The 20,105-nt window shown below is 64.1% G+C and carries 17 protein-coding genes; 4 read left to right on the top strand and 13 right to left on the bottom strand.

Features of this window, described 5'->3' with window-relative positions:
* Positions 1 to 25: 25 nt before the first annotated feature.
* The 12 genes from aroQ to aspS form a co-directional block, all read right to left on the bottom strand.
* Positions 26 to 463 carry a type II 3-dehydroquinate dehydratase gene (aroQ, locus tag KR227_RS00990; protein ID WP_218363336.1) on the bottom strand — a complete coding sequence of 146 codons (438 nt, stop codon included), beginning with the start codon at positions 461 to 463 and terminating at the stop codon, positions 26 to 28.
* Positions 451 to 1,533, bottom strand: coding sequence for a 3-dehydroquinate synthase (gene aroB / locus KR227_RS00995; RefSeq protein ID WP_218363337.1), 1,083 nt, complete (start codon positions 1,531 to 1,533; stop codon positions 451 to 453). Before aroB ends, aroQ begins: the two co-directional genes overlap by 13 nt.
* Before the next feature lie 21 nt (positions 1,534 to 1,554).
* Positions 1,555 to 2,085 carry a shikimate kinase gene (locus KR227_RS01000; protein ID WP_218363338.1) on the bottom strand — a complete coding sequence of 177 codons (531 nt, stop codon included), beginning with the start codon at positions 2,083 to 2,085 and terminating at the stop codon, positions 1,555 to 1,557.
* Between the two features lie 6 nt (positions 2,086 to 2,091).
* Positions 2,092 to 3,294: a chorismate synthase gene (aroC, locus tag KR227_RS01005; RefSeq protein ID WP_151528673.1), complete on the bottom strand. Its 1,203-nt coding sequence runs from the start codon at positions 3,292 to 3,294 to the stop codon at positions 2,092 to 2,094.
* Positions 3,295 to 3,359: 65 nt separating this feature from the next.
* Entirely contained in the window at positions 3,360 to 3,821 is a 462-nt protein-coding gene (locus KR227_RS01010; RefSeq protein WP_218363339.1) for a prepilin peptidase, read from the bottom strand.
* A gap of 69 nt (positions 3,822 to 3,890) precedes the next feature.
* A complete protein-coding gene (locus tag KR227_RS01015) occupies positions 3,891 to 4,739 on the bottom strand; it encodes a shikimate dehydrogenase (protein WP_218363340.1) in 849 nt (282 codons plus the stop codon).
* Positions 4,740 to 4,986: 247 nt separating this feature from the next.
* On the bottom strand, positions 4,987 to 6,186 hold the full coding sequence (gene mltG, locus KR227_RS01020) for an endolytic transglycosylase MltG (protein WP_255549045.1): 1,200 nt from the start codon (positions 6,184 to 6,186) through the stop codon (positions 4,987 to 4,989).
* Positions 6,187 to 6,247: 61 nt separating this feature from the next.
* Complete coding sequence (gene ruvX / locus KR227_RS01025) at positions 6,248 to 6,766, bottom strand: Holliday junction resolvase RuvX (RefSeq protein ID WP_218363342.1); 519 nt, start codon at positions 6,764 to 6,766, stop codon at positions 6,248 to 6,250.
* 282 nt (positions 6,767 to 7,048) lie between these two features.
* Complete coding sequence (alaS, locus tag KR227_RS01030; protein WP_218363343.1) at positions 7,049 to 9,712, bottom strand: alanine--tRNA ligase; 2,664 nt, start codon at positions 9,710 to 9,712, stop codon at positions 7,049 to 7,051.
* Between the two features lie 55 nt (positions 9,713 to 9,767).
* Positions 9,768 to 11,144 (bottom strand): replication-associated recombination protein A, encoded by a 1,377-nt coding sequence (locus KR227_RS01035; RefSeq protein ID WP_218363344.1) that lies wholly within the window; start codon positions 11,142 to 11,144, stop codon positions 9,768 to 9,770.
* 17 nt (positions 11,145 to 11,161) lie between these two features.
* Positions 11,162 to 12,442 carry a phosphotransferase family protein gene (locus tag KR227_RS01040; RefSeq protein ID WP_218363345.1) on the bottom strand — a complete coding sequence of 427 codons (1,281 nt, stop codon included), beginning with the start codon at positions 12,440 to 12,442 and terminating at the stop codon, positions 11,162 to 11,164.
* Positions 12,443 to 12,810: 368 nt separating this feature from the next.
* Entirely contained in the window at positions 12,811 to 14,604 is a 1,794-nt protein-coding gene (aspS, locus tag KR227_RS01045; protein ID WP_218363346.1) for an aspartate--tRNA ligase, read from the bottom strand.
* 188 nt (positions 14,605 to 14,792) lie between these two features.
* Between aspS and KR227_RS01050 the strand changes: the two genes are divergently transcribed.
* The 4 genes from KR227_RS01050 to KR227_RS01065 all read left to right on the top strand — a co-directional run bounded on the left by KR227_RS01050 (position 14,793) and on the right by KR227_RS01065 (position 18,708).
* Positions 14,793 to 15,668: a neutral zinc metallopeptidase gene (locus KR227_RS01050; RefSeq protein ID WP_218363347.1), complete on the top strand. Its 876-nt coding sequence runs from the start codon at positions 14,793 to 14,795 to the stop codon at positions 15,666 to 15,668.
* Between the two features lie 51 nt (positions 15,669 to 15,719).
* The gene (locus KR227_RS01055) at positions 15,720 to 16,496 is read left to right on the top strand and encodes a CBS domain-containing protein (RefSeq protein WP_218363348.1); all 777 of its coding nucleotides are present in this window, start codon (positions 15,720 to 15,722) and stop codon (positions 16,494 to 16,496) included.
* A gap of 102 nt (positions 16,497 to 16,598) precedes the next feature.
* On the top strand, positions 16,599 to 17,156 hold the full coding sequence (locus KR227_RS01060; protein WP_218363349.1) for a CE1759 family FMN reductase: 558 nt from the start codon (positions 16,599 to 16,601) through the stop codon (positions 17,154 to 17,156).
* Positions 17,157 to 17,313: 157 nt separating this feature from the next.
* Positions 17,314 to 18,708 (top strand): L-serine ammonia-lyase, encoded by a 1,395-nt coding sequence (locus KR227_RS01065; protein WP_218363350.1) that lies wholly within the window; start codon positions 17,314 to 17,316, stop codon positions 18,706 to 18,708.
* Between the two features lie 107 nt (positions 18,709 to 18,815).
* On the opposite strand, the gene hisS is transcribed toward KR227_RS01065, so the two are convergent.
* Positions 18,816 to 20,102: a histidine--tRNA ligase gene (hisS, locus tag KR227_RS01070; RefSeq protein ID WP_255549048.1), complete on the bottom strand. Its 1,287-nt coding sequence runs from the start codon at positions 20,100 to 20,102 to the stop codon at positions 18,816 to 18,818.
* Between the last annotated feature and the right edge of the window lie 3 nt (positions 20,103 to 20,105).

Below are 20,105 nucleotides of genomic sequence, written 5' to 3' on the forward strand. Positions count from 1 at the left end.
TGTGTGGTCTGGATCTAGCTCAACTCTAGGTGATGCGCTCGGCGAGGTACTCGAGGGCGAGTTCATAGCCTTTTACCCCGAGGCCGGCGATCACCCCGAGCGCGATAGGGCTGAGATAGGAATGGTGGCGGAAAGGCTCGCGGGCGTGCACATTCGAGATATGCACCTCGACGAAGCCCTGGCCATCCGCGATCTCGGCGAGAGCATCGCGCAGCGCTACCGAGCTGTGGGTCAATCCGCCGGGGTTGATGATGACTGCGGCGCCCTGATCGGCGGCGTCATGCACCCAATCGATGAGCTGGCCCTCGTGATTGGATTGGCGGCACTCCACCGCGAGGCCCAGCTGCTGGGCGCGGCTGGCGAGCCGCTGCTCGACGTCGTCAAGCGTCGTGCTGCCATAGACCTCGGGCTGGCGCTTGCCGAGACGGTTGAGGTTCGGACCGTTGAGAATTAGGACGTCCATGCCACCACCTGCTCATATGCCTGGCGCAGCTGCTCGTAGGTGGTGTCCTCTAACCGGGTGGTCTCCCCCACCCCGGTGAGGCCAACGAAGCGAATGGAGCCGCCGCGGTTCTTTTTATCCTTGCGCATGCCGGCGAGCAGCTGCTCAAAGCTGGCACCGTTGTAGCCGGTGGGCAGGCCCACGCTGGAGATGATCGCGCGGTGGCGCTCCACCTCGGCCGCGGAGAGCTCGCCGCGGATCTGCGAGAGCGCGGCAACATACATCATGCCCACCGCCACCGCATTGCCGTGGCGCCAGCGGAACTGCTCATTGAGTTCCACAGCGTGGCCGAAGGTGTGGCCATAGTTGAGGATTTCGCGCAGGTTCGATTCCTTCAGATCGGCCGCGACGACCGCGGCTTTGACCGCCACGGAGCGAGCAATCAACTCCGGCAGATGCCCAGTGGGGTCCACGCAGGCGGCCGGATCGGACTCGTAGAGGGCGAGAATCTCCGGATCGCGGATGAACCCAGTTTTGATGATCTCTGCGGACCCGGCGATGATCTCCTCCCGCGGCAGGGTCGCGAGGCAGTCGAGATCAATGAAGACGCCGAAGGGCTCGTGGAAGGCGCCCACGAGGTTTTTCCCGGCCGCGGTATTGATGCCGGTTTTGCCGCCGACAGCGGCGTCCACCATCGCCAGCAGCGTGGTGGGGCAATGAATCACCTTGATTCCACGCATCCAGGAGGCGGCGATGAAACCAGCGGCGTCGGTGCAGGCACCACCGCCCACAGAGACCACCACATCGCGGCGGGAAAATTCGAGCCTACCCAGCTCGTCCCACATGCGCCCCGCCTCGGCGAGGGTTTTGCCGGATTCCGCATCGGCCAGCTCCAGGGGATGCACCTCCATGCCGGCGGAGCTGAGGGCGGCGCCGATCCGCGCCGCGATGTGCTCCACGGAATGCTGATGGATGATCGCCACCTTGCGGGCGTCTGCGGCGCTGCTCACCAGCTCGCTCAGCGCCGGCGCGATACCGTGATCGATGACGACCTCATAGGGGGAGGCGCCGTTGACGGGGATGGAACGCATGATTGTCCTTGCTACGGGGTATTAGACGCTGGGCTCGGGTTCGCAGACGGTCTCGAGATAGGCGAGCACGTCGGCGACCACCCGCTGTGGGCTGCGCTCATTGGAGCGAACGCGGAAGGTGGCGACATCCTTGTAATAGCCGATGCGCTCGTCGTAGAGCTGCTGATAGCGCTCGCGCGGATTCTCGGACTGCAGGATGGGTCGCGAGGAATCCTGGGCGGTGCGGCGCAGCCCCTCCTCGACGGAGATATCGATCCACACCACGGAGTGATGATCGAGTGCGGCGCGCACGGAGTCGGTGACCACTGCCCCGCCGCCGAGGGAGACAATGGCGTCCTGATCGAGCGCTTCTGCGACCACTTCTGCCTCGAGGGCGCGGAACTTCTGCTCACCGAGGCGGGAGAATACCTCGCCACAGGGCTCGCCTTCGCGCTCCTCGATCATCTGATCAGTATCCACAAGGGGGATGTTCAGCGCCCGCGAGAGGCGGCGACCAATGGTGGATTTCCCCGCACCAGGCAGGCCAACGAGAACAACTCGAGGGGTTCCCATGTGTTTTTAGAACTCCAATCGCTTAGCAACGCTTTCGGTATAAGTATCGACATTTCGCTTAGTCTCGGCAAGCGAATCACCGCCGAATTTCGCCAGCACAGCGCGGGCGAGCACGAGAGCAACCATCGCTTCGGCCACCACTCCGGCGGCGGGGACGGCGCACACATCGGAGCGCTGGTGGATGGCGGTGGCAGCATCGCCAGAAGCCATATCCACCGTCTGCAGGGCCCGCGGCACAGTGGAGATCGGCTTCATTGCGGCCCGCACGATCAGCGGCTGGCCATTGGTCATACCACCCTCGAGGCCACCAGCCCGGTTGGACAGCCGATCCACACCATCTGCGGTGCGCACCATTTCATCGTGAGCCTGGGAGCCGGGGCGGACGGCCTCGAGGAAGCCATCGCCGATCTCCACGCCCTTGATGGCCTGGATGCCCATGATCGCCCCCGCCAATTGGGCGTCGAGGCGATCCTCGCCGGAGGTATAGGAGCCCAAACCGATGGGCAGGCCATTGACCACGACTTCCACCACGCCGCCGAGGGTGTCGCCGGACTTTTTCGCCTTGTCGATATGCGCGATCATGGACTCCTCAGCGGCCTTATTGGCGGCGCGCACCGGGGAGGCATCGATATCCTCAAGCTGCTCGAAGCTGGGGGTGGGGCCATCATAGGGCTCGGATTCGCCAATCGAGATCACATGGGAGAACACTTCCACTCCGATGGTCTCGCGCAGGAAATTACGCGCTAGCACGCCAAGCGCCACCCGGGCTGCGGTTTCGCGGGCGGAGGCACGCTCCAGCACGGGGCGGGCCTCGTCGAATCCGTACTTGATCATGCCGGAAAAATCGGCATGCCCAGGTCGGGGCCGGGTGAGCTTGGCACCGCGGCCGGAGGACATCGCCTTCTGCACCTCGGGGTCGTTTTCATCCAATGGCGAGGCGGACATGATGGTGGTCCACTTGGGCCACTCGGTATTGCCGATCATGATGGCGATCGGCGCACCCATCGTTCTGCCGTGGCGCACCCCAGTGAGCAGGGACAGCTCATCGGCTTCGAACTTCATGCGGGCGCCGCGGCCATAACCGAGGCGACGCCGAGCGAGATGCGCCGAGATCTCCTCCAAGGTGATCGGCACGCCCGCAGGCAGGTGTTCCATGGTGGCGATTAGGGCTTGACCGTGGGATTCCCCAGCTGTAGTCCATCGAAGCATGCCCCATATTCTTGCACGCCGCGGCTGGATACACGCACATCTACCCCCGTTTAATTTCGCCGCCCTTAAACCGCGGCGCACAGCAGCGCGGCCATGAGCGTCGCCGTGACCATCCCCGGCCCGTGTGGGACGCGGCCGCGCGCTGCTGCCGCGGGCACAAGCTGCAGGTGCTGGAGGGCGGCGTCGATAAGCGTGAGTACTGCCGCACCGGCAATGACCCACGGCAGCACGAGCGCCCCCTGAGCTGCGGCGATAATACCTAGAGAGACGGCGAGTTTGACGTCTCCGCCGCCGATTCCCCAGCCCCGCCACCACGCGAGCGCGTAGCTGGCGCCCCAGAGCAGACCGCCCCACCACGCGGCGGGAAAGAGCACGAGCGCCATGAGAATGGCCGGCAGGGTGAGCGCATTGGGCAGGCGAGCGTGAATGCGATCCCAGCCGGCCGCAAGAATGAGCAGCACGCAGATGGCACTCAGCAGCAGCAGCTGCGGATTGCCGCCGAGCGCGGCGTAGACGATTGTGAACACATACTCCCCCTCGATATGTGCTGAACTATCCGGCCCGCTCCCCCGCGCTGTCACAGGGGAGGGAAAAACTTACCCGGCGCCGGCGATCTCGGTGGCCGATACCCCGGTGGCTTCGGCGAGCGCGGCCACCATGGAATCCTTGGGTGCGGCGACGCCGGTGAATTGTTCGAATTGGCTCAAGGCCTGAAAGGCGAGCATGCTCAGCCCGCCCACGCACGCCAGGCCGCGTTGTCTCCCCACCGCGACGAGCGGGGTGGGCCAGGGATCGTAGATGACATCGAAGATCGGCGCGTGGGCGATATGCTCTTCCTTGCCCTGGACCACGGCGGCGGGCACCGTGGAGATCACCACGGCACTGCGGCGACAGGCCTCGGCAATCGCCGTCGTGTCCTCCCAAGACAACCAGCGCAGCGGCGCCTCGCAGAGCGAGCGCAGCTCCTCGGTTTTATCGCTGCGGTTAATCACGGTGATCTCCGCGGCACCGAGCTGGCCTGCGGCGTAGATGGCAGGACGGGCGGTACCGCCACCGCCGATAACCACCACGGGCTGAGCGGCCAGCTCCACGCCGAGTACCCCGAGCCCGCCGTAGATACCCTCCACATCGGTATTATCGGCGCGCCAGCCGTTCTCGCAGCGCACAAGCGTATTGGCTGAGCCGATGGCCCGGGCGCGCGGGCTGCGTTCCACAGCGTGAGCAGCGGCCTCGAACTTGCAGGGCATCGTCACCGAAAAACCGGCGATCTCTGGGTCTGCGGCGGCCTCGGCCATGACCGTAGCCATCTCCTCGGCTACGGTCTCGCGGCGGCTATAGCTCCACAGGCTCAGACCGGCGGCTTGGTAGCCGGCGTTGTGCAAGACCGGGGAGAGGGAATGGGCGATCGGGGATCCTAAAACTGCGGCGCGTGGCATGTCTGCCATTGTCTCGCCTCACTCGGGCGCTGTCCACACACGGTGGCGCGGTGGGGGCGGCGCGGGTGATGCGCGCCGACGCTTGAGCCCACCTCCTGCCCCATCGCTCCCGCCTTTTCGCGGACATGCGCGCGCCCACGCACACGCAGACAAGCAGACATGCACAAACGCCCGCCCCCACTACATGGGAGGCGGGCGTCGTGTGTGCCTAGGGCGTACACCCCAGAGCGGAGCTAGCGCCCTAGCACCTTATGGCTTAGGGAGCCTCCGGCGCGGGCGGCTCCGGAGCTGCTGGGGGCTCGGGTTCTTCCCGGGCGCTGTCGAGCACGCCGTTTTGGATAGCGCGCTGGGTATCGGCCTGGTGCTGATCGAAGTTGTCGTTGAACACGGTGGTGCCGTCCTTATCCACCGTCACGAAGAACAGCCAGTTGCCCTCGGCTGGGTTCTCCATGGCGCGCAGCGCCTCCTCCGAGGGGGCCGCGATGGGAGTCTCGGGCAGACCCTCCTTGGCATAGGTATTCCACGGGGTGACGCGGGAGCGGTCCTTATCGGTGGTGGCCACCTCCACCTCGGGCAGGCCGTAGTTCACGGTGGAGTCGAACTCGAGGCGCATCGGCTTATTGAGGCGGTTGAGAATGACTCGGGCCACCTTGTCGAAGTCACCGGCCGGGGCCTCGCGCTCGACCAGGGATGCGGCGATGAGCAGCTCATAGGGGCTGAGCCCCACGGCCTGGGCGCGGGTGACGATATCGGTGTCGTTATAGATCTTGGTGGAGCGGGCCACCAGATCCTTCAACACGGCAGTGGCATCGGCCTTGGGGTCGATCACATAAGTGCCGGGGGCGATGAGCCCCTCGAGACGCTTCGGATCCGCGCCGCGGGCGCGCACCGGCTCGAGCGCCCATGCGGGCACGCCGAGCTCTTCGAGATTGGCGTTGGCGGCCGCCTTTTCCAACTCGGGCAGCGGGATGCACTCCCCTGCCGCGTCCTCGCAGCTGATGCGGGAGATCTCGGAGAGAATACCGGGACGGATTTCGCCGCTGACAGCGCGCACATCCATTAGGGTCTGGCCGCCGGGCACCTGCAGCGCCTCGGCCTTATTGGCGGGATCCACCAGCGCCGCCACGGCCGCCTCGGCGCTCATCTCGCCCTGCAGACGGTAGAAGCCGGGCTGAATGCTGGCGGCATCGGGGTTCGCGCCGGCAGCCCGCTGGAAGGCACCATTGGACTTCACGATGCCGCGCTCGACCAACTCCCCTCCCAGCTCGGAGACGGACTCGCCCTCGTTGATCTGCACGAGCTCGATCTCGCCATTGCCCTCGCCGGAGTAGTCGGCGAGGCTCGGTGGATTTGCGCGCATCACGGCGATGTAGATGACGGAGCCGATGATAAGCAGCAGAGAGGCAACCAAAATAGCCACACCGCGCTGGCGCCTTTTGACATACACCGGTTCCATGCGCCTACCGCGCCGGGCTTGAGGACGTTGAGCCATAACTTATTTGAGCCTCTCAGATTCTTTACTCCTCGCCCTCGCGGCAGAGGCGGTTCTTCCGCGCGTCCAGCCACGATTGCAAGATTTCCACTGCAGCTGCCTGATCAATCACGTCTCGGCTCGTGCGGCTAGAGCGCCCCGCCGCGTGCATCGCCTGGGTGGCCACGACGGTGGTGAGGCGCTCATCGGCGAAACGCACGGGGATGCTGTGCCCCGCGCGACTCAGCCGCCGGTTGATCCGGAACGCGATTTCTTTGGCATGCTTGACTGACTTGGAGCCATGTCCCTTGAGATCGCGCGGCAAACCGACCACGACCTCCACTACCTGACCGTCTTCGATGATCTCGATCAGACGGTCAATATCCGCTAGGTCTCTGCCCCCGAACCCCGTCTGGCGCTGCACAGTTTCCACCGGCATAGCCAGCGAGGCGTCACGATCCGACATGGCGAGACCAATACGCGCCGTCCCGACGTCAATACCGAGCCGTCGACCCACTCCGGGATCATCAACCCCAGGCTCATCGGGTACTGGTTTATTGGCCATTCGCATCTTTCTATCTTCACAACGGGCATTGAGCACATAGCTACACCTACAATGTAGCGATTCGTAACCGTTTAGTGATAAATATTCCGGCGTGTGTTGCCCAGTAATATGGCTTTTCGACGCCCACCTCCCCCACACCACCCCTATTCATTCAAGTTTCACACCTTGACTAATAGGCCTGTGAGGAGCGGCGAGCCGTATCGATTCAGCGCGGAATATTTCCCAAGAAAAACGAAACACCCATCCCTTCTACCTCGGGATGGGTGCACGCGTTGCGGGCGTCTAGCCCTCGAGCGCTGCGGCTACTGCAGCGAAACCGGCAGCGATGCCGGAGGCGTCAGAGCCAGAGCCCTGGGCCATATCCGGCTTGCCGCCGCCGCGGCCACCAATGTGGCTGCCGAAGGTCTTGACCAACTCGCCGGCCTTGATGCCGTGGGACACCGCCTGCGCGGTGGCAGCAACGATGAAGGGCACCTTGCCGCCATTATCGCTGGCCAGCACCACCACGCCGGCGCGCTCGCCGAGGCGGTTCTTCAGATCAGAGGCCATCTCGCGCAGGTCTCCGCCGGAGAGGTTCTCGGCCGGGGTTGCGGTGATCAGCTCATAGCCGCCTACCTGGCGGGCCGAGGCGAGGATCTCGCCGGTCTGGGCGGCCAGCTGCTGCTTGTGCAGCTGGGCGATCTGCTTCTCGGCCGACTTGAGCTTCTCGGTCAGCTGGGAGATGCGCTCCGGCAGCTCCTCGCTGGGGGCCTTCAAGGAGCTCGCCAGGCCGGCGGCGAGGGCACGTTCGCGGGAGAGGTAGGAGAAAGAATCCAGACCGGAATAGGCCTCAATGCGGCGCACTCCGGAGCCCACCGAGGACTCACCCAGCACGGCCACGGGGCCGATCTGCGAGGAGTGCTGCACGTGGGTGCCGCCGCAGAGCTCCATGGAGAAGGGGCCACCGATCTCCACCACGCGCACATTGCGGCCATAGTTCTCGCCGAAGAGCGCCATCGCGCCCATGGCCTTGGCCTCATCCAGGGTGGTTTCGATGGTATTGACCTGGTGGTCGGTATCCACAGCCTGATTGGTGATGTACTCGATCTGCTGCATCTGCTCCGGGCTCAAGGCCTGGGTGTAGTTGAAGTCGAAGCGCAGATAGCCCGGCTTATTCATCGAGCCAGCCTGGACGGCTGTGGGGCCGAGCACCTCCCGCAGCGCGGCGTGAATGAGGTGGGTGGCGGAGTGCGCCTGGCGGGCGGCGTGCCGCCATGCCGGATCGACGGCGGCGTGCACCTGCGCGCCTACGCCCAATTCACCGCCGACCACGCGGGCCTTGTGTACCCACAGCTTCTTGCCGATCTTCTGCACATCGCTGACTTCTAGATCGGCGGAACCGGCGGTGATCCGGCCGCGATCACCCAGCTGGCCGCCCGCCTCGGCATACATCGGCGAGACGTCGAGGATCACCTCGACCTCCTCGCCCGGGGAGGCGGCGTCGAGACGCTGCCCCTGGCGGATCAGGCCGAGCACGCGGGATTCGGACTCGAGGTTGTCATAGCCGACGAACTCGGTGGGGTGATCGTCCACGAACTCGCGGTAGACGGACATATCGGCATGGCCGTGCTTCTTGGCCACGCTATCGGCCTTAGCGCGGGCGCGTTGCTCGGCCATGAGCTGATCGAAGCCCGCGCGATCTACGTCGAGGCCCGCCTCGGCGGCCATCTCGAGGGTGAGATCGATCGGGAAGCCATACGTGTCGTGCAGGGCGAAGACCTTATCGCCGGAGAGGCTGGTCACCCCAGCGGATCGGGCCTCGGCGGCGGCATTATCAAAGAGGTGCGTGCCCGATTCGAGCGTGCGCAGGAAGGCCTTTTCCTCATTAGTGGCCACCTGCAGAATGCGGGCGCGGGCATCCGCGATCTCCGGATAGGACAGCTCCATGGTGTCCATGATGGTGTTCATCAGCTGTTCCATGGTCTCGCCGGTGGCTCCGAGCAGCTTGGCGGAGCGGATGATGCGGCGCAGCAGCCGGCGCAGAATATAGCCACGGCCCTCATTTCCCGGGGTGACACCATCGAGGATGAGCATCATGCCGGTGCGGGAGTGATCGGCAATCACCCGGAAACGAATATCGTTCTGGTGGTTCTTGCCATAGGTGGAGCCGGTGAGGGTCTCGGCCACGTCGATGACCGGGCGCAGCAGATCCGTCTCGTAGACATTGTCTACGCCCTGCATGATGCAGGCGACGCGCTCGATACCGAGGCCAGTATCAATGTTCTTCTTCGGCAGCGGGCCGAGGACCTCGAAGGAGTCCTTGCCGGTGCCCTCGCCGCGCTCATTCTCCATGAACACGAGGTTCCAGATCTCCATGTAGCGGTTATCATCCGCCACCGGGCCGCCCTCCTGGCCATACTCAGGGCCGCGATCATAGTAGATCTCGGAGCAGGGGCCGCAGGGGCCGGGGATGCCCATGGACCAGTAGTTATCTGCCATGCCTAGGCGCTGGATGCGCTCGGTGGGCACACCGATCTTCTTATGCCAGATATCGGCGGCCTCGTCATCGTCGAGGTACACCGTGACCCAGAGGCGCTCTGGGTCGAGACCATAGCCGCCCTCGGCTACATCTCCGGTGAGCAGCTCCCAGGCATGGGTGATCGCGCCTTCCTTGAAGTACTGGCCAAAGGAGAAGTTGCCGGCCATCTGGAAGAAGGTGTTGTGGCGGGTGGTAATGCCCACCTCCTCGATGTCGAGGGTGCGCACACACTTCTGGATGGAGGTGGCCGTGCCATTGGGGAAAGGCGGATTCTGCTGGCCTAAGAAGTAGGGCTTGAAGGGAACCATGCCGGCGTTCACGAACAGCAGGGTGGGATCGTCAAGAATCAGCGAGGCGCTCGGCACGGCCTCGTGGCCTGCCTTCACGAAGTGCTGCGTAAAACGCTCTCGGATCTCATGAGTCTGCACGAAAAATTCCTCGCTTCACCGTGGTATGAGTGTCAATCTCTGGGTAGTTTACTCTTTAGCCGCGCACGATCCTGCGCAGGCGGCCGATAAAATCATACAGACGTTTTTCCGCGCCGTGCGTGCTCGGCTCATAGTAGACGGCATCCTCCAGCGCTTCGGGGATATAACGCTGCGCCACCACCCCGCGCGGATCATCATGCGGATAGCTATACCCCACCGCATTACCCAGCTTCTTTGCGCCTTCATAGTGCCCATCGCGCAGGTGCTGCGGCACCGGATAGTTCTTGCCTTGGCGCACATCCTCCAGCGCCCGGTCGATGGCCCGGTACACCGCATTGGACTTCGGTGCCGTGGCCAAATGCACCACCGCTTGGGCGAGCACGATACGTCCCTCGGGCAAGCCGATCAACTGCACAGCCTGGGCAGCAGCGGTGGCGGTGCTCAGCGCGGTGGGATCGGCCATGCCGATATCCTCGCTGGCGGCGATCACCAGCCGGCGGGCAATAAAGCGAGGATCCTCCCCCGCATCGATCATCCGCGCCAGATAGTGCAGGGCCGCATCCACATCCGAGCCGCGAATGGACTTGATGAAGGCACTGGTGACGTCATAGTGCTGGTCCCCGTCGCGGTCATAGCGCACGATCGCGCGATTGACGTTGTCCGCGATGGTCTCCAGAGTAAGCGTGCCGCCATCCTCGACGGCCTCCGCGCAGGCCTCGAGATAGGTGAGGCTGCGGCGGCCATCGCCGCCGGCGAGCAGCACCAGCTGCTCTAAGGCTTCATCATCGGCGCTAATGCGGCCACCGATGCCGCGTTCATCCTCGAGGGCGCGAGTGATCAGCTGCTTAATGGAGTCATCCTCCAGCGGGTTGAGCTGGAGCAACAGCGAGCGTGAAAGCAGCGGCGAGACCACCGAGAAACTCGGGTTCTCCGTGGTGGCGGCTACGAGCAATACGGTGCGGTTTTCCACTGCGGCCAGCAGCGCGTCTTGCTGAGTTTTCGAAAAACGGTGCACCTCATCAATAAAGAGCACGGTTTGCTGGCCCTGGATGAGGCGGCGGCGCGCCTCATCGATGACCGCGCGCACCTCCTTCACCCCGCTATTGAGCGCCGAGAGCGCCACGAAGTGGCGACCGGTGGCCGCACTCACCAGCGATGCGATCGTGGTCTTTCCTGTCCCCGGCGGGCCATAGAGAATCACCGAGGCGTCGCCGGAGCCCTCCACCAGCCGCCGCAGCGGCTTGCCTGGGCCAAGAAGGTGATCTTGTCCCACCACCTCGTCGAGGCTGCGCGGGCGCATCCGCGCTGCCAAGGGGGCGGCGGCACCGGGGTGGAAATAGTCCGCGGCGGAGGATCCTGCCGACATCCCTGCGGTACCGCCCGTGCCGGCCACGTCCGCACCGGCCGGTTCAAACAGGCCTTGTTGGGGCATGTGTGCTCTACCTACTCCTAGTGCGTGTTCTCGCGCAGCGTCTCGGCCAACTCGGCACCGACGAATCGATCAATGACGTGCTGGGCAAAATCCACCACGGCGGGGAAACGGGGATCGTCTGAACGCTGGGCAAAGCGGATCAGTGCATCGAAGGTTTCGTAGATATCGATCTTCGCCAGCCGCTCCAACTCGGCGGTGTCATCGAAGGAGTCGAGCATTTGCTGCGCGGACCAGCCCAAGTTAGTGTTCTGCGCGGCCTCGTCGACGGAGTCCTCGGCTGGGCTCATCTGATCGAGAATGTTGAGCGGGCCGAAATTGAGGTGCCAGATCGACAGCACTGCCCAGCCCACGAGCGCGGTCACAATGCGGGCGCGCAAACGATCCGGGTTATTCACATTCGGCCACATGGCGCTCACCTCTTGGCGCCAGGCCTCGACGAAGAGATCCGCTTCCTGGTCGCTGAGCCGGTGAGAGAACACGAACTGGGGGAAGCCGGCGACCACGCAGGCCACATCGAAGGTGGCATCGCGGAAGCCCGCCCACTCATAGTCCAAGAATTCCGGGCGCTCCGAGTAGACGATGTTATCCGGAGACAGATCGAAGGGAGTGAACGCGCGGTGCTGACCGGAGACCAGGCGGCGCTGCGCCTCGTGGGCGAAACGTCGCACGGTGTCATCAACGACCACCCCGTGCTTCTCCAGGAACTCCAGGCCAGACAGCACCCCGGTTTCCAGTGCCTGGTCCCGGTAGCCGGCGTGGGAGGCCTGCGCCCCATGCTTGGACACCATGCGGCGAAAGAGGATGTCAAAGTCTTGTTCGTGATCGGCAGAGGCCGAGTGCAGCAAACCAAGGGCGCGGCCGAGGCGGCGCAACAGGGAGCGGCGCTGCTCGGTATCGGCCCGATCCATGAGATCGGCGAAAGTGTCCACATCGCCGCAGTCGGAGATCACCAATAGGCGTTCTTCCATGTCATAGGCCAAGAGCACCGGCCCTGGCCGGACATCATTCGGCAGCGAGGTGGTGAATTGATAGGCCACCACTTCCCGCAGGAAGCGCGTGGGATCAAGAGGATCGTCCGAGGACGGCGAGTGTTTGACCACCACCGTGCGCTCTTGCAGATAGGGCGAGGGGGTGAGCTTCAACCGCAGCACGGTGGAATTGCCCGATCCCTCGAGAATCTCTGCGCCGACCAGCCTGAGGGAACCACCGTACCGCTTGCACAAGAGCTTTTCTGCACGAGCAACCACATGCTCGTGGATCTCTTCGACGGCCGCGGTGGGTGTGATTGTCGCCGACATGGGCGTGATCTCTCCTCGGTGGGGTTATGAGCTAAAAGTAATGTTCGGTTAAGACACCCGCGCATGAGCACCGCTCCCCTACGGGGCTATGCACGGCAGTACGCACGCACTCAATTCCTTACAGTCATGAGCACCATTGTGCCTGAGTGGCCGCTCCTACCGGTAGGGCCTGGGTGATATTCACAGCGACATCACATCCGCAGCCCCGCGGTTCAGCATCGCGCCAGACGGCGGGAGGATGCCCGCCATCTGGGTGCGCGCATGCGAAAGCGAGGGCGCTTCGCCCGCCGCACACTGTGCACGAGACTGCCACCCTCGCTGAGCGCGCTACCGCCACCACTGCGGGTGGCGGCCGCGATGCGTGCGGATTAGGACTGCGCGTCCTTCTCCTTCGGCTTGGCGTCGATACCCGATTCCTTACGCTGCTGCTTGGTGATCGGCGCCGGGGCCGCGGTGAGCGGATCCACTCCGCCACCCGACTTCGGGAAGGCGATGACATCGCGAATGGAGTCGAAGCCGCCCAGCAGGGAGACGATACGGTCCCAGCCGAAGGCGATACCGCCGTGCGGCGGGGCGCCAAAGGCGAAGGCGTCGAGCAGGAAGCCGAACTTCTCCTGAGCTTCTTCATCGCTAATGCCCATCACCTTGAACACGCGCTCTTGCACATCGCGGCGGTGGATACGGATGGAGCCGCCACCGATCTCATTGCCATTGCAGACAATGTCATAGGCGTAGGCGGTGGCCTCACCCGGGTTCTCATCGAAGCTATCGATCCACTCGGGCTTCGGGGAGGTAAAGGCGTGGTGCACGGCGGTCCACTGGGAGTGTCCCAGAGCCACATCGCCGGAAGCGGTGGCGTCGGCGGAGGGCTCGAACAGAGGTGCATCGACAACCCAGGTGAAGGCCCAGTCGCCCTCCTTGATCAGGCCGAGCTTCTCGGCGATCGCGCCACGGGCCGCGCCCAGCAGAGCACGGGAGGACTTGGCATCGCCGGCGGCGAAGAAGATGCAGTCGCCGGGCTTGGCGCCCACGTGCTCGGCAATGCCGGCACGCTCGGCGTCGGTGATGTTCTTGGCCACCGGGCCGGCCAGCTCGCCGTCCTCGCCCACGAGAATATAGGCCAAGCCCTTCGCGCCGCGCTGCTTCGCCCACTCCTGCCAGGCGTCCAGCTGACGACGCGGCTGGGAGGCGCCACCGTCCATCACCACGGCACCCACGTAGTCATTCTGGAAGACGCGGAAGGTGGTGTCCTTGAAGAACTCGGTGCATTCCACCAGCGGGATGTCGAAGCGCAGATCCGGCTTATCGGAGCCGTACTTCTCCATCGCCTCCTTGTAGGTCATACGCGGGATCGGGGTGGAGATCTCGTAGCCGATCTCCTTCCACAGCGCCACCAGGATGTCCTCGGCCAGGGCGATCACGTCTTCCTGGTCCACGAAGCTCATCTCCACGTCCAGCTGGGTGAACTCCGGCTGGCGATCGGCGCGGAAGTCCTCATCGCGGTAGCAGCGCGCGATCTGGTAGTAGCGCTCCATGCCGGCCACCATGAGCAGCTGCTTGAATAGCTGCGGCGACTGCGGCAGGGCGTACCAAGAGCCCGGCTTGAGGCGCGCCGGAACGAGGAAGTCGCGGGCGCCCTCCGGGGTGGAACGGGTCAAGGTGGGGGTCTCGATCTCGAGGAAGCCGTGGCTATCGAGCACCGAGCGCGCCGCACGATTGACATTCGAGCGCAGCTTCATAGCGGCGGCCTGGCTGGAGCGACGCAGATCCAGATAGCGGTACTTCAGGCGGGTTTCCTCGCCCACCTCACCGGAGGAGGATGCGTCCTCGATCTGGAAAGGCAGCGCCGAGGCCTCATTGAGGATCTCCAGCTCGGAGACGTTGACCTCCACATCGCCGGAGGCGAGGTTCGGGTTCTCGCTTCCTTCCGGACGCGGCTCGACCACGCCGGTGACCTGCACGCAGAACTCGCTGCGCAGCTTGTGCGCCTGCTCCGCCACCTCGGACTCGCGGAACACAACCTGCGCCACGCCGGAGCTATCGCGAAGATCAATAAAGATCACACCACCGTGGTCACGGCGACGCGCGACCCATCCGGTCAGCGTCACGGTGCTACCCGCGGTTTCTTTCCTTAAATCCCCTGCATAATGAGTACGCAACACTGAAGGCTGTCCCTTTCCTTTACATAAATATGTAGATCCGTGCTGAGTTTACCCGCCAGAGTGGACATATTCGACACCGGCCCCTGTGCACGCTTATCGACGCCATCCTCGCCCCCGCACAGCGCTAGCGCCTCGCGACTGCAGCGAGAAGGCGTCGATAAGCGCAAAGAATGTGAGAATATAAACGCATGACTTTTCGTAAAGACGTTACGAGCGAGGGCAGCCGCGCCCGCACCGGCGGCGGTGGCCGAGCGGTAGCGCTAGGTGGCGGCGGCATTGGCACCCTGCTGCTCGTGGGGCTGTATCTATTCATGGGCGGCGATATTGGCAGCCTCGGCCAGCTCACCGCGCCCGAGCAACAAGTCCAGGGCGAGTCCGGCACGCTGGAGCACTGCCGTACCGGCGAGGACGCCAACGCCTACGACGATTGCCGCGTGATGTTCACCGCCTTGTCGGTCGATGATGTGTGGCGCGAGCAGCTGCCGGCCCAGGCCGGCATCAACTACACCGAGCCCACCCCCGTGCTTTTTGAGGGCGCCACCCAATCCGGCTGTGGCATCGCCCAATCCGCCACCGGCCCCTTCTACTGCCCGCGGGATAACTCCGCCTACTTCGACACCTCATTTTTTAGCCAGCTGGATCAGCTCGGCGGCGATTCCGGCCCACTCGCCCAGATGTATGTGGTGGCCCACGAATACGGCCACCACATCCAGAATCTGGAAGGCACCCTGGGCTTGAGCAACTACAACGATCCCGGCGCGGACTCGAATGCGGTGAAGATCGAGCTGCAGGCCGATTGCTATGCGGGGCTCTGGGCGCACTACGCCGATAAGGGCGAGGACGCCTATCTGGAGCCGATTACCGAAGAGCAGGTGCAGCAGGCCGTGGATACCGCGCGCGCCATTGGCGATGACAATATCCAACAGCAGTCCGGTCGAGAGGTGCAGCCGGATAGTTGGACGCATGGTTCCTCCAAGCAGCGCCAGCAGGCCTTTATGACTGGCTACACCAGTGGACGCATGTCCACCTGCGACACCTTAGAGCGCGGCGGCTATACCAACTAGCGTTTCCGCCCGCCGCCGTGACACCCCGATGCGAGGAAAGAGGATGGCCCCATGAATGACCCCCGCCCCGCCGAGCGCGACGCCGCGAATGAACCGGCACACCGCGCCCATCAATTCATTGCGGCATTTAACGATATCGAGGCGCACTTTCGCTCGGTATTGCAGCCGAAGGGCTATGAAGCCTTTGGCTCGATGGCGCGCCGCATGGAAAATAGCGGGGCCATCACCTCCCTGCAGTTGATGGAGCTTGAGGCCTTTGTGGATCTGCGCAATGCGATCAGCCACGGCTCCTATCGGGATGGCGAGCCCATTGCGGAGCCGCGGGCCGATACGGTGGCCGCTATAGAGAAGCTGCGCGATGTATTGCTCAGCCCGCCGCGAGTGGTGCAGGTGATCGGGCAGCAGAAGATCTATAGCTTCACCCCGGAGGACTCACTCTCCGAGGTATTTCGCATTATTAATGAGAAGGGTATTTCGCAGTACCCGATCTATCACGAGGGCTCCTATCAGGCGCTGCTGACCACCACCATGGTGGCGCAGTGGTTTGCGGATTGGTCGCTTCGCCGCAGCGCGGGCGAGGATGTGGGCGCGCTCGAGTCCGTCCGGGTGGGCGAGGTGATCGATTTCGCCCATAGCCGCGCCTTGCGCGATCATGCGGTCTTTGCCGCCGCCGATGTGGACGCTGCCACGGCGGTGACGATGCTGCGGCATCCGAAGCTGCCGCGGGTGCTGATTGTTACCGAGCACGGCAAGAAGTCGCAGAAGCCGATTCGTATCGTCGGCGCCGCTGATGTGATCCCGCTGCTGGATGCGCTGGAGGAGTTTTAAGCCACCGCGCAGCTTGTGCTGGGCGCGCCTAGAGGCGTGTGCGCTTCGTATTCTCCCCCTCCCCCTGCCGCTTCTGCACCGGCTGGGCTACCCTAAGAAACCATGCCATCTCTGCTCGTGATTTCTGCTGGGCTCTCCTCGCCATCCTCCACGCTTTCCTTAGCGCGCCGTATCGCCACTGCCGCCGAGGACTCGCTGGCGCAGCAGGGTGAGACTATCTCCCGCTCCGAGCTGGAGGTGCGCACCCTGGCCTTCGATCTGGCCTCGTATATGACCGAGGGTTTTCAGCTCAGCGAGGCGCTCAGCGCTGCGCATCGCCAGGTCGAGCAGGCCGATGGGCTGATTATTGCCACCCCGATCTTTACCGCCAGTTTCTCGGGGCTATTGAAGATGTTTGTGGACTCGCTGCCCCGCACCGCGGTAGTGGGCACCCCGACGACTTTGGCGGCGACCGCCGGCAGCCCCCGCCATCTGCTCGCGGTGGACTATGCCTTGCGCCCGCTGATCACACACTTGAAGGCCAGCGTCTTGCCCACGGCGGTATTTCACTCCACCGATAGCGCGGATTCGGCCGAGTTTGAGGAGCGTGTGCAGCGCGCCGCCGAGGAGCTCTCGGAGGCGATCATGATGGAGCACCAGGCAGGCTCCTCTGCCCCGTAGAGTCCGCGGCGCCTGACGTCGTGGCGCGTCTGGAATACCAGATCCCCACCCCCGCACATAGTGCTGTTTTCCCAGCTCAGATGCCGTTCTCACATACCAGACCAGAGGGTAGTTCTGGGGAGGTTTATGTGATGTAGCCCGCAATAGACTAGCAACTATGACTATTTCAGCGGTTGATCTTTTTAGCATCGGCATCGGCCCCTCGTCATCCCATACTGTCGGACCGATGCGCGCTGCCCTGCAGTATGTGCGGCAGCATCAGCCCCGGGCCGTGGCGATCACCCTGCACGGCTCACTTGCCGCCACGGGTCTCGGACATGGCACCGACCGCGCCACGCTGCTTGGACTGATGGGCTACGAGCCCGATACGGTCCCCCACGATATCGAGCCCGCCCCTGGGGCGGCGATTCCGGAGAGCGGCACCATCGATACCTTCGACGGGCCTATCGACTACCGGATTGTCTTCGATAACGCTCCTCTGCCGCAGCACCCCAATGGCATGACCTTCCAGCAGCTCGACGCGCACGGCGAGCCACTCGGGGCGCCGCAGCGCTATTTCTCTGTCGGCGGCGGGTTCATTCTGCGGGAGGAGGAGATGGAGGAGATCGCAACCCTGCCCGCCGGGGCCGCCACTGCCGGCCGCGAGGGCGAGCTGCCCTATCCCTTCACCACTGGCAATGAGCTACTGGAGCTCTGTCGCCTGCACGACATGTCGGTCGCCGCCATCATGCTGGCCAATGAGTCCCAACTGCACTACGAGCACGGCGGCGCCGATTATGTACTCGGCCATCTCGACCGGGTATGGCACACCATGAGCGAGTGCATCCAACGCGGCACCGCCGCCACCGGCGAGCTGCCCGGGGGCTTGCGGGTGCGTCGTCGCGCCGCAGCCATGCTCGAGCGCATCCGCGCCGAAAAGCAAAACGATGAGGGCGATGCGCTGCGCGCCATGGAATGGGTGAATCTCTACGCGCTGGCGGTAAATGAGGAAAATGCCGCCGGCGGGCGGGTAGTAACGGCCCCCACCAATGGCGCAGCCGGCATTATCCCCGCAGTGATGAACTACGCCCGCGACTTCCGTGTGGACTTCACCCGTGACACCGCCCGCGAGTTTTTGCTCGCCGCCGCGGCCATCGGCCTCATCATTAAAGAAAACGCCTCCATCTCCGGCGCCGAGGTGGGCTGCCAAGGAGAGGTGGGCTCCGCCTCCGCTATGGCTGCGGCGGGACTGGCGCAGATCATGGGCGGCTCCGCTGCCCAAGTAGAAAACGCCGCGGAAATCGCCCTCGAACACAACCTCGGGCTCACCTGCGATCCCATCGGCGGCCTAGTCCAGATCCCTTGTATCGAACGCAATGCCATCGGCGCGGTGAAGTCCATTAACGCCGCCCGTCTCGCCTGCTTCGGCGATGGCCAGCACTGGGTGTCTTTGGATGATGCGGTCAAGACCATGAGCGATACCGGCAAGGACATGCTCTCCAAGTACAAGGAGACCTCCATGGGTGGGCTCGCCGTGAACATCGGCTTGAAGGTCAACCGCGTGGAATGCTAGCCACGCCCCGTGTGGCGTTCCGGCCTGGCATGCGCAGCGGCGCTGCCGCAGTTCCCGTGTGTAGCACGAGGAATCGCGGCAGCGCCGTTATCTGCGTTCAGAGCGTATTAGGCCAGCGCGGTGCGCAGGTGCTCCACCAGCGCGGCGGTAGAGACCTCCTGCTGCTCGTGACGGCTCAGATCCTTCACCGCCACCACGTCATTGTCCAGCTCCCGATCACCGATCACGAGCGCGAACTGGGCGCCGGCGCGGTCCGCACCCTTCATCGCGCCCTTCAAGCCGCGATCGCCATAGGCCATATCGGCCGAGATACCGGCCACGCGCAGCTCATTGATCACAGCGGCGAGCCGGCGCTTGGCGTCTGCGCCCATGCCGACACCGTAGACATCCACCCGGGAACCGGTGGTCAGGCTCACTCCCTCGGCCTGCATGGCCAACAGGGCGCGATCCACGCCCAAGCCATAGCCGATACCGGAGAGATCCTGCCCGCCGAGCTGCTTCATCAGCCCGTCATAGCGGCCACCGCCACCGATACCGGACTGTGCGCCCAAACCATCGTGCACGAACTCGAAGCAGGTCTTGGTGTAATAGTCCAAACCTCGCACCAGGCGCGGATTGATCTCGAAATCGATACCCATGTCCTCGAGCAGGCCGGTGACCGTCTCGAAGTGCTCCCGGCACTCGGCGGAGAGATAGTCCAGCATGAGCGGGGCGTCGGCGGTCATCTCCTTGACCTCCTCGCGCTTATCGTCCAAAACGCGCAGCGGGTTCAGCTCGGCGCGCTGCCGGGTGGCCTCATCCAGCGGCAAGGCGAAGAGGAACTCTTGCAGCTTCTCCCGATAGGTGCCACGGCAGCTGGCATCGCCCAGAGAGGTCAGCTCCAGCCGGTAGCCGCGCAAACCCAGGGCGCGGAAGGAGCGATCGGCGAGCGCCACCACCTCGGCATCCAAGGCGGGATCATCGACACCGATGGCCTCCACGCCCACCTGCTGCAGCTGGCGGTAGCGCCCAGCTTGGGGGCGCTCATAGCGGAAGAAGGGGCCGGCATAGGCCAGTTTCACCGGCAGCTGGCCACGATCGAGGTTGTGCTCGATCACCGAGCGCATCACCCCGGCCGTGCCCTCCGGGCGCAGAGTCACTGAGCGCCCACCGCGGTCGGGGAAGGTGTACATTTCCTTGCTCACCACATCGGTGGACTCGCCCACCCCGCGGGCAAATAGGCCGGTGTCTTCGAAGATCGGCAACTCAATGTGCTCATAGCCCGCCCGATGCGCCTGCTCCACCAAGGTGTTCTGGACAGCCTTGAATTCAGCGGAGTGCGCCGGAACATAATCCGGAACGCCCTTGGGAGCGGAAAATGCCTTGAGTTTCTTCGAATCAGTCACGGATGACAGTGT

The sequence above is a fragment of the Corynebacterium sp. TAE3-ERU30 genome (genome assembly GCF_019209925.1).
Classification (GTDB): Bacteria; Actinomycetota; Actinomycetes; order Mycobacteriales; family Mycobacteriaceae; genus Corynebacterium; species Corynebacterium megadyptis.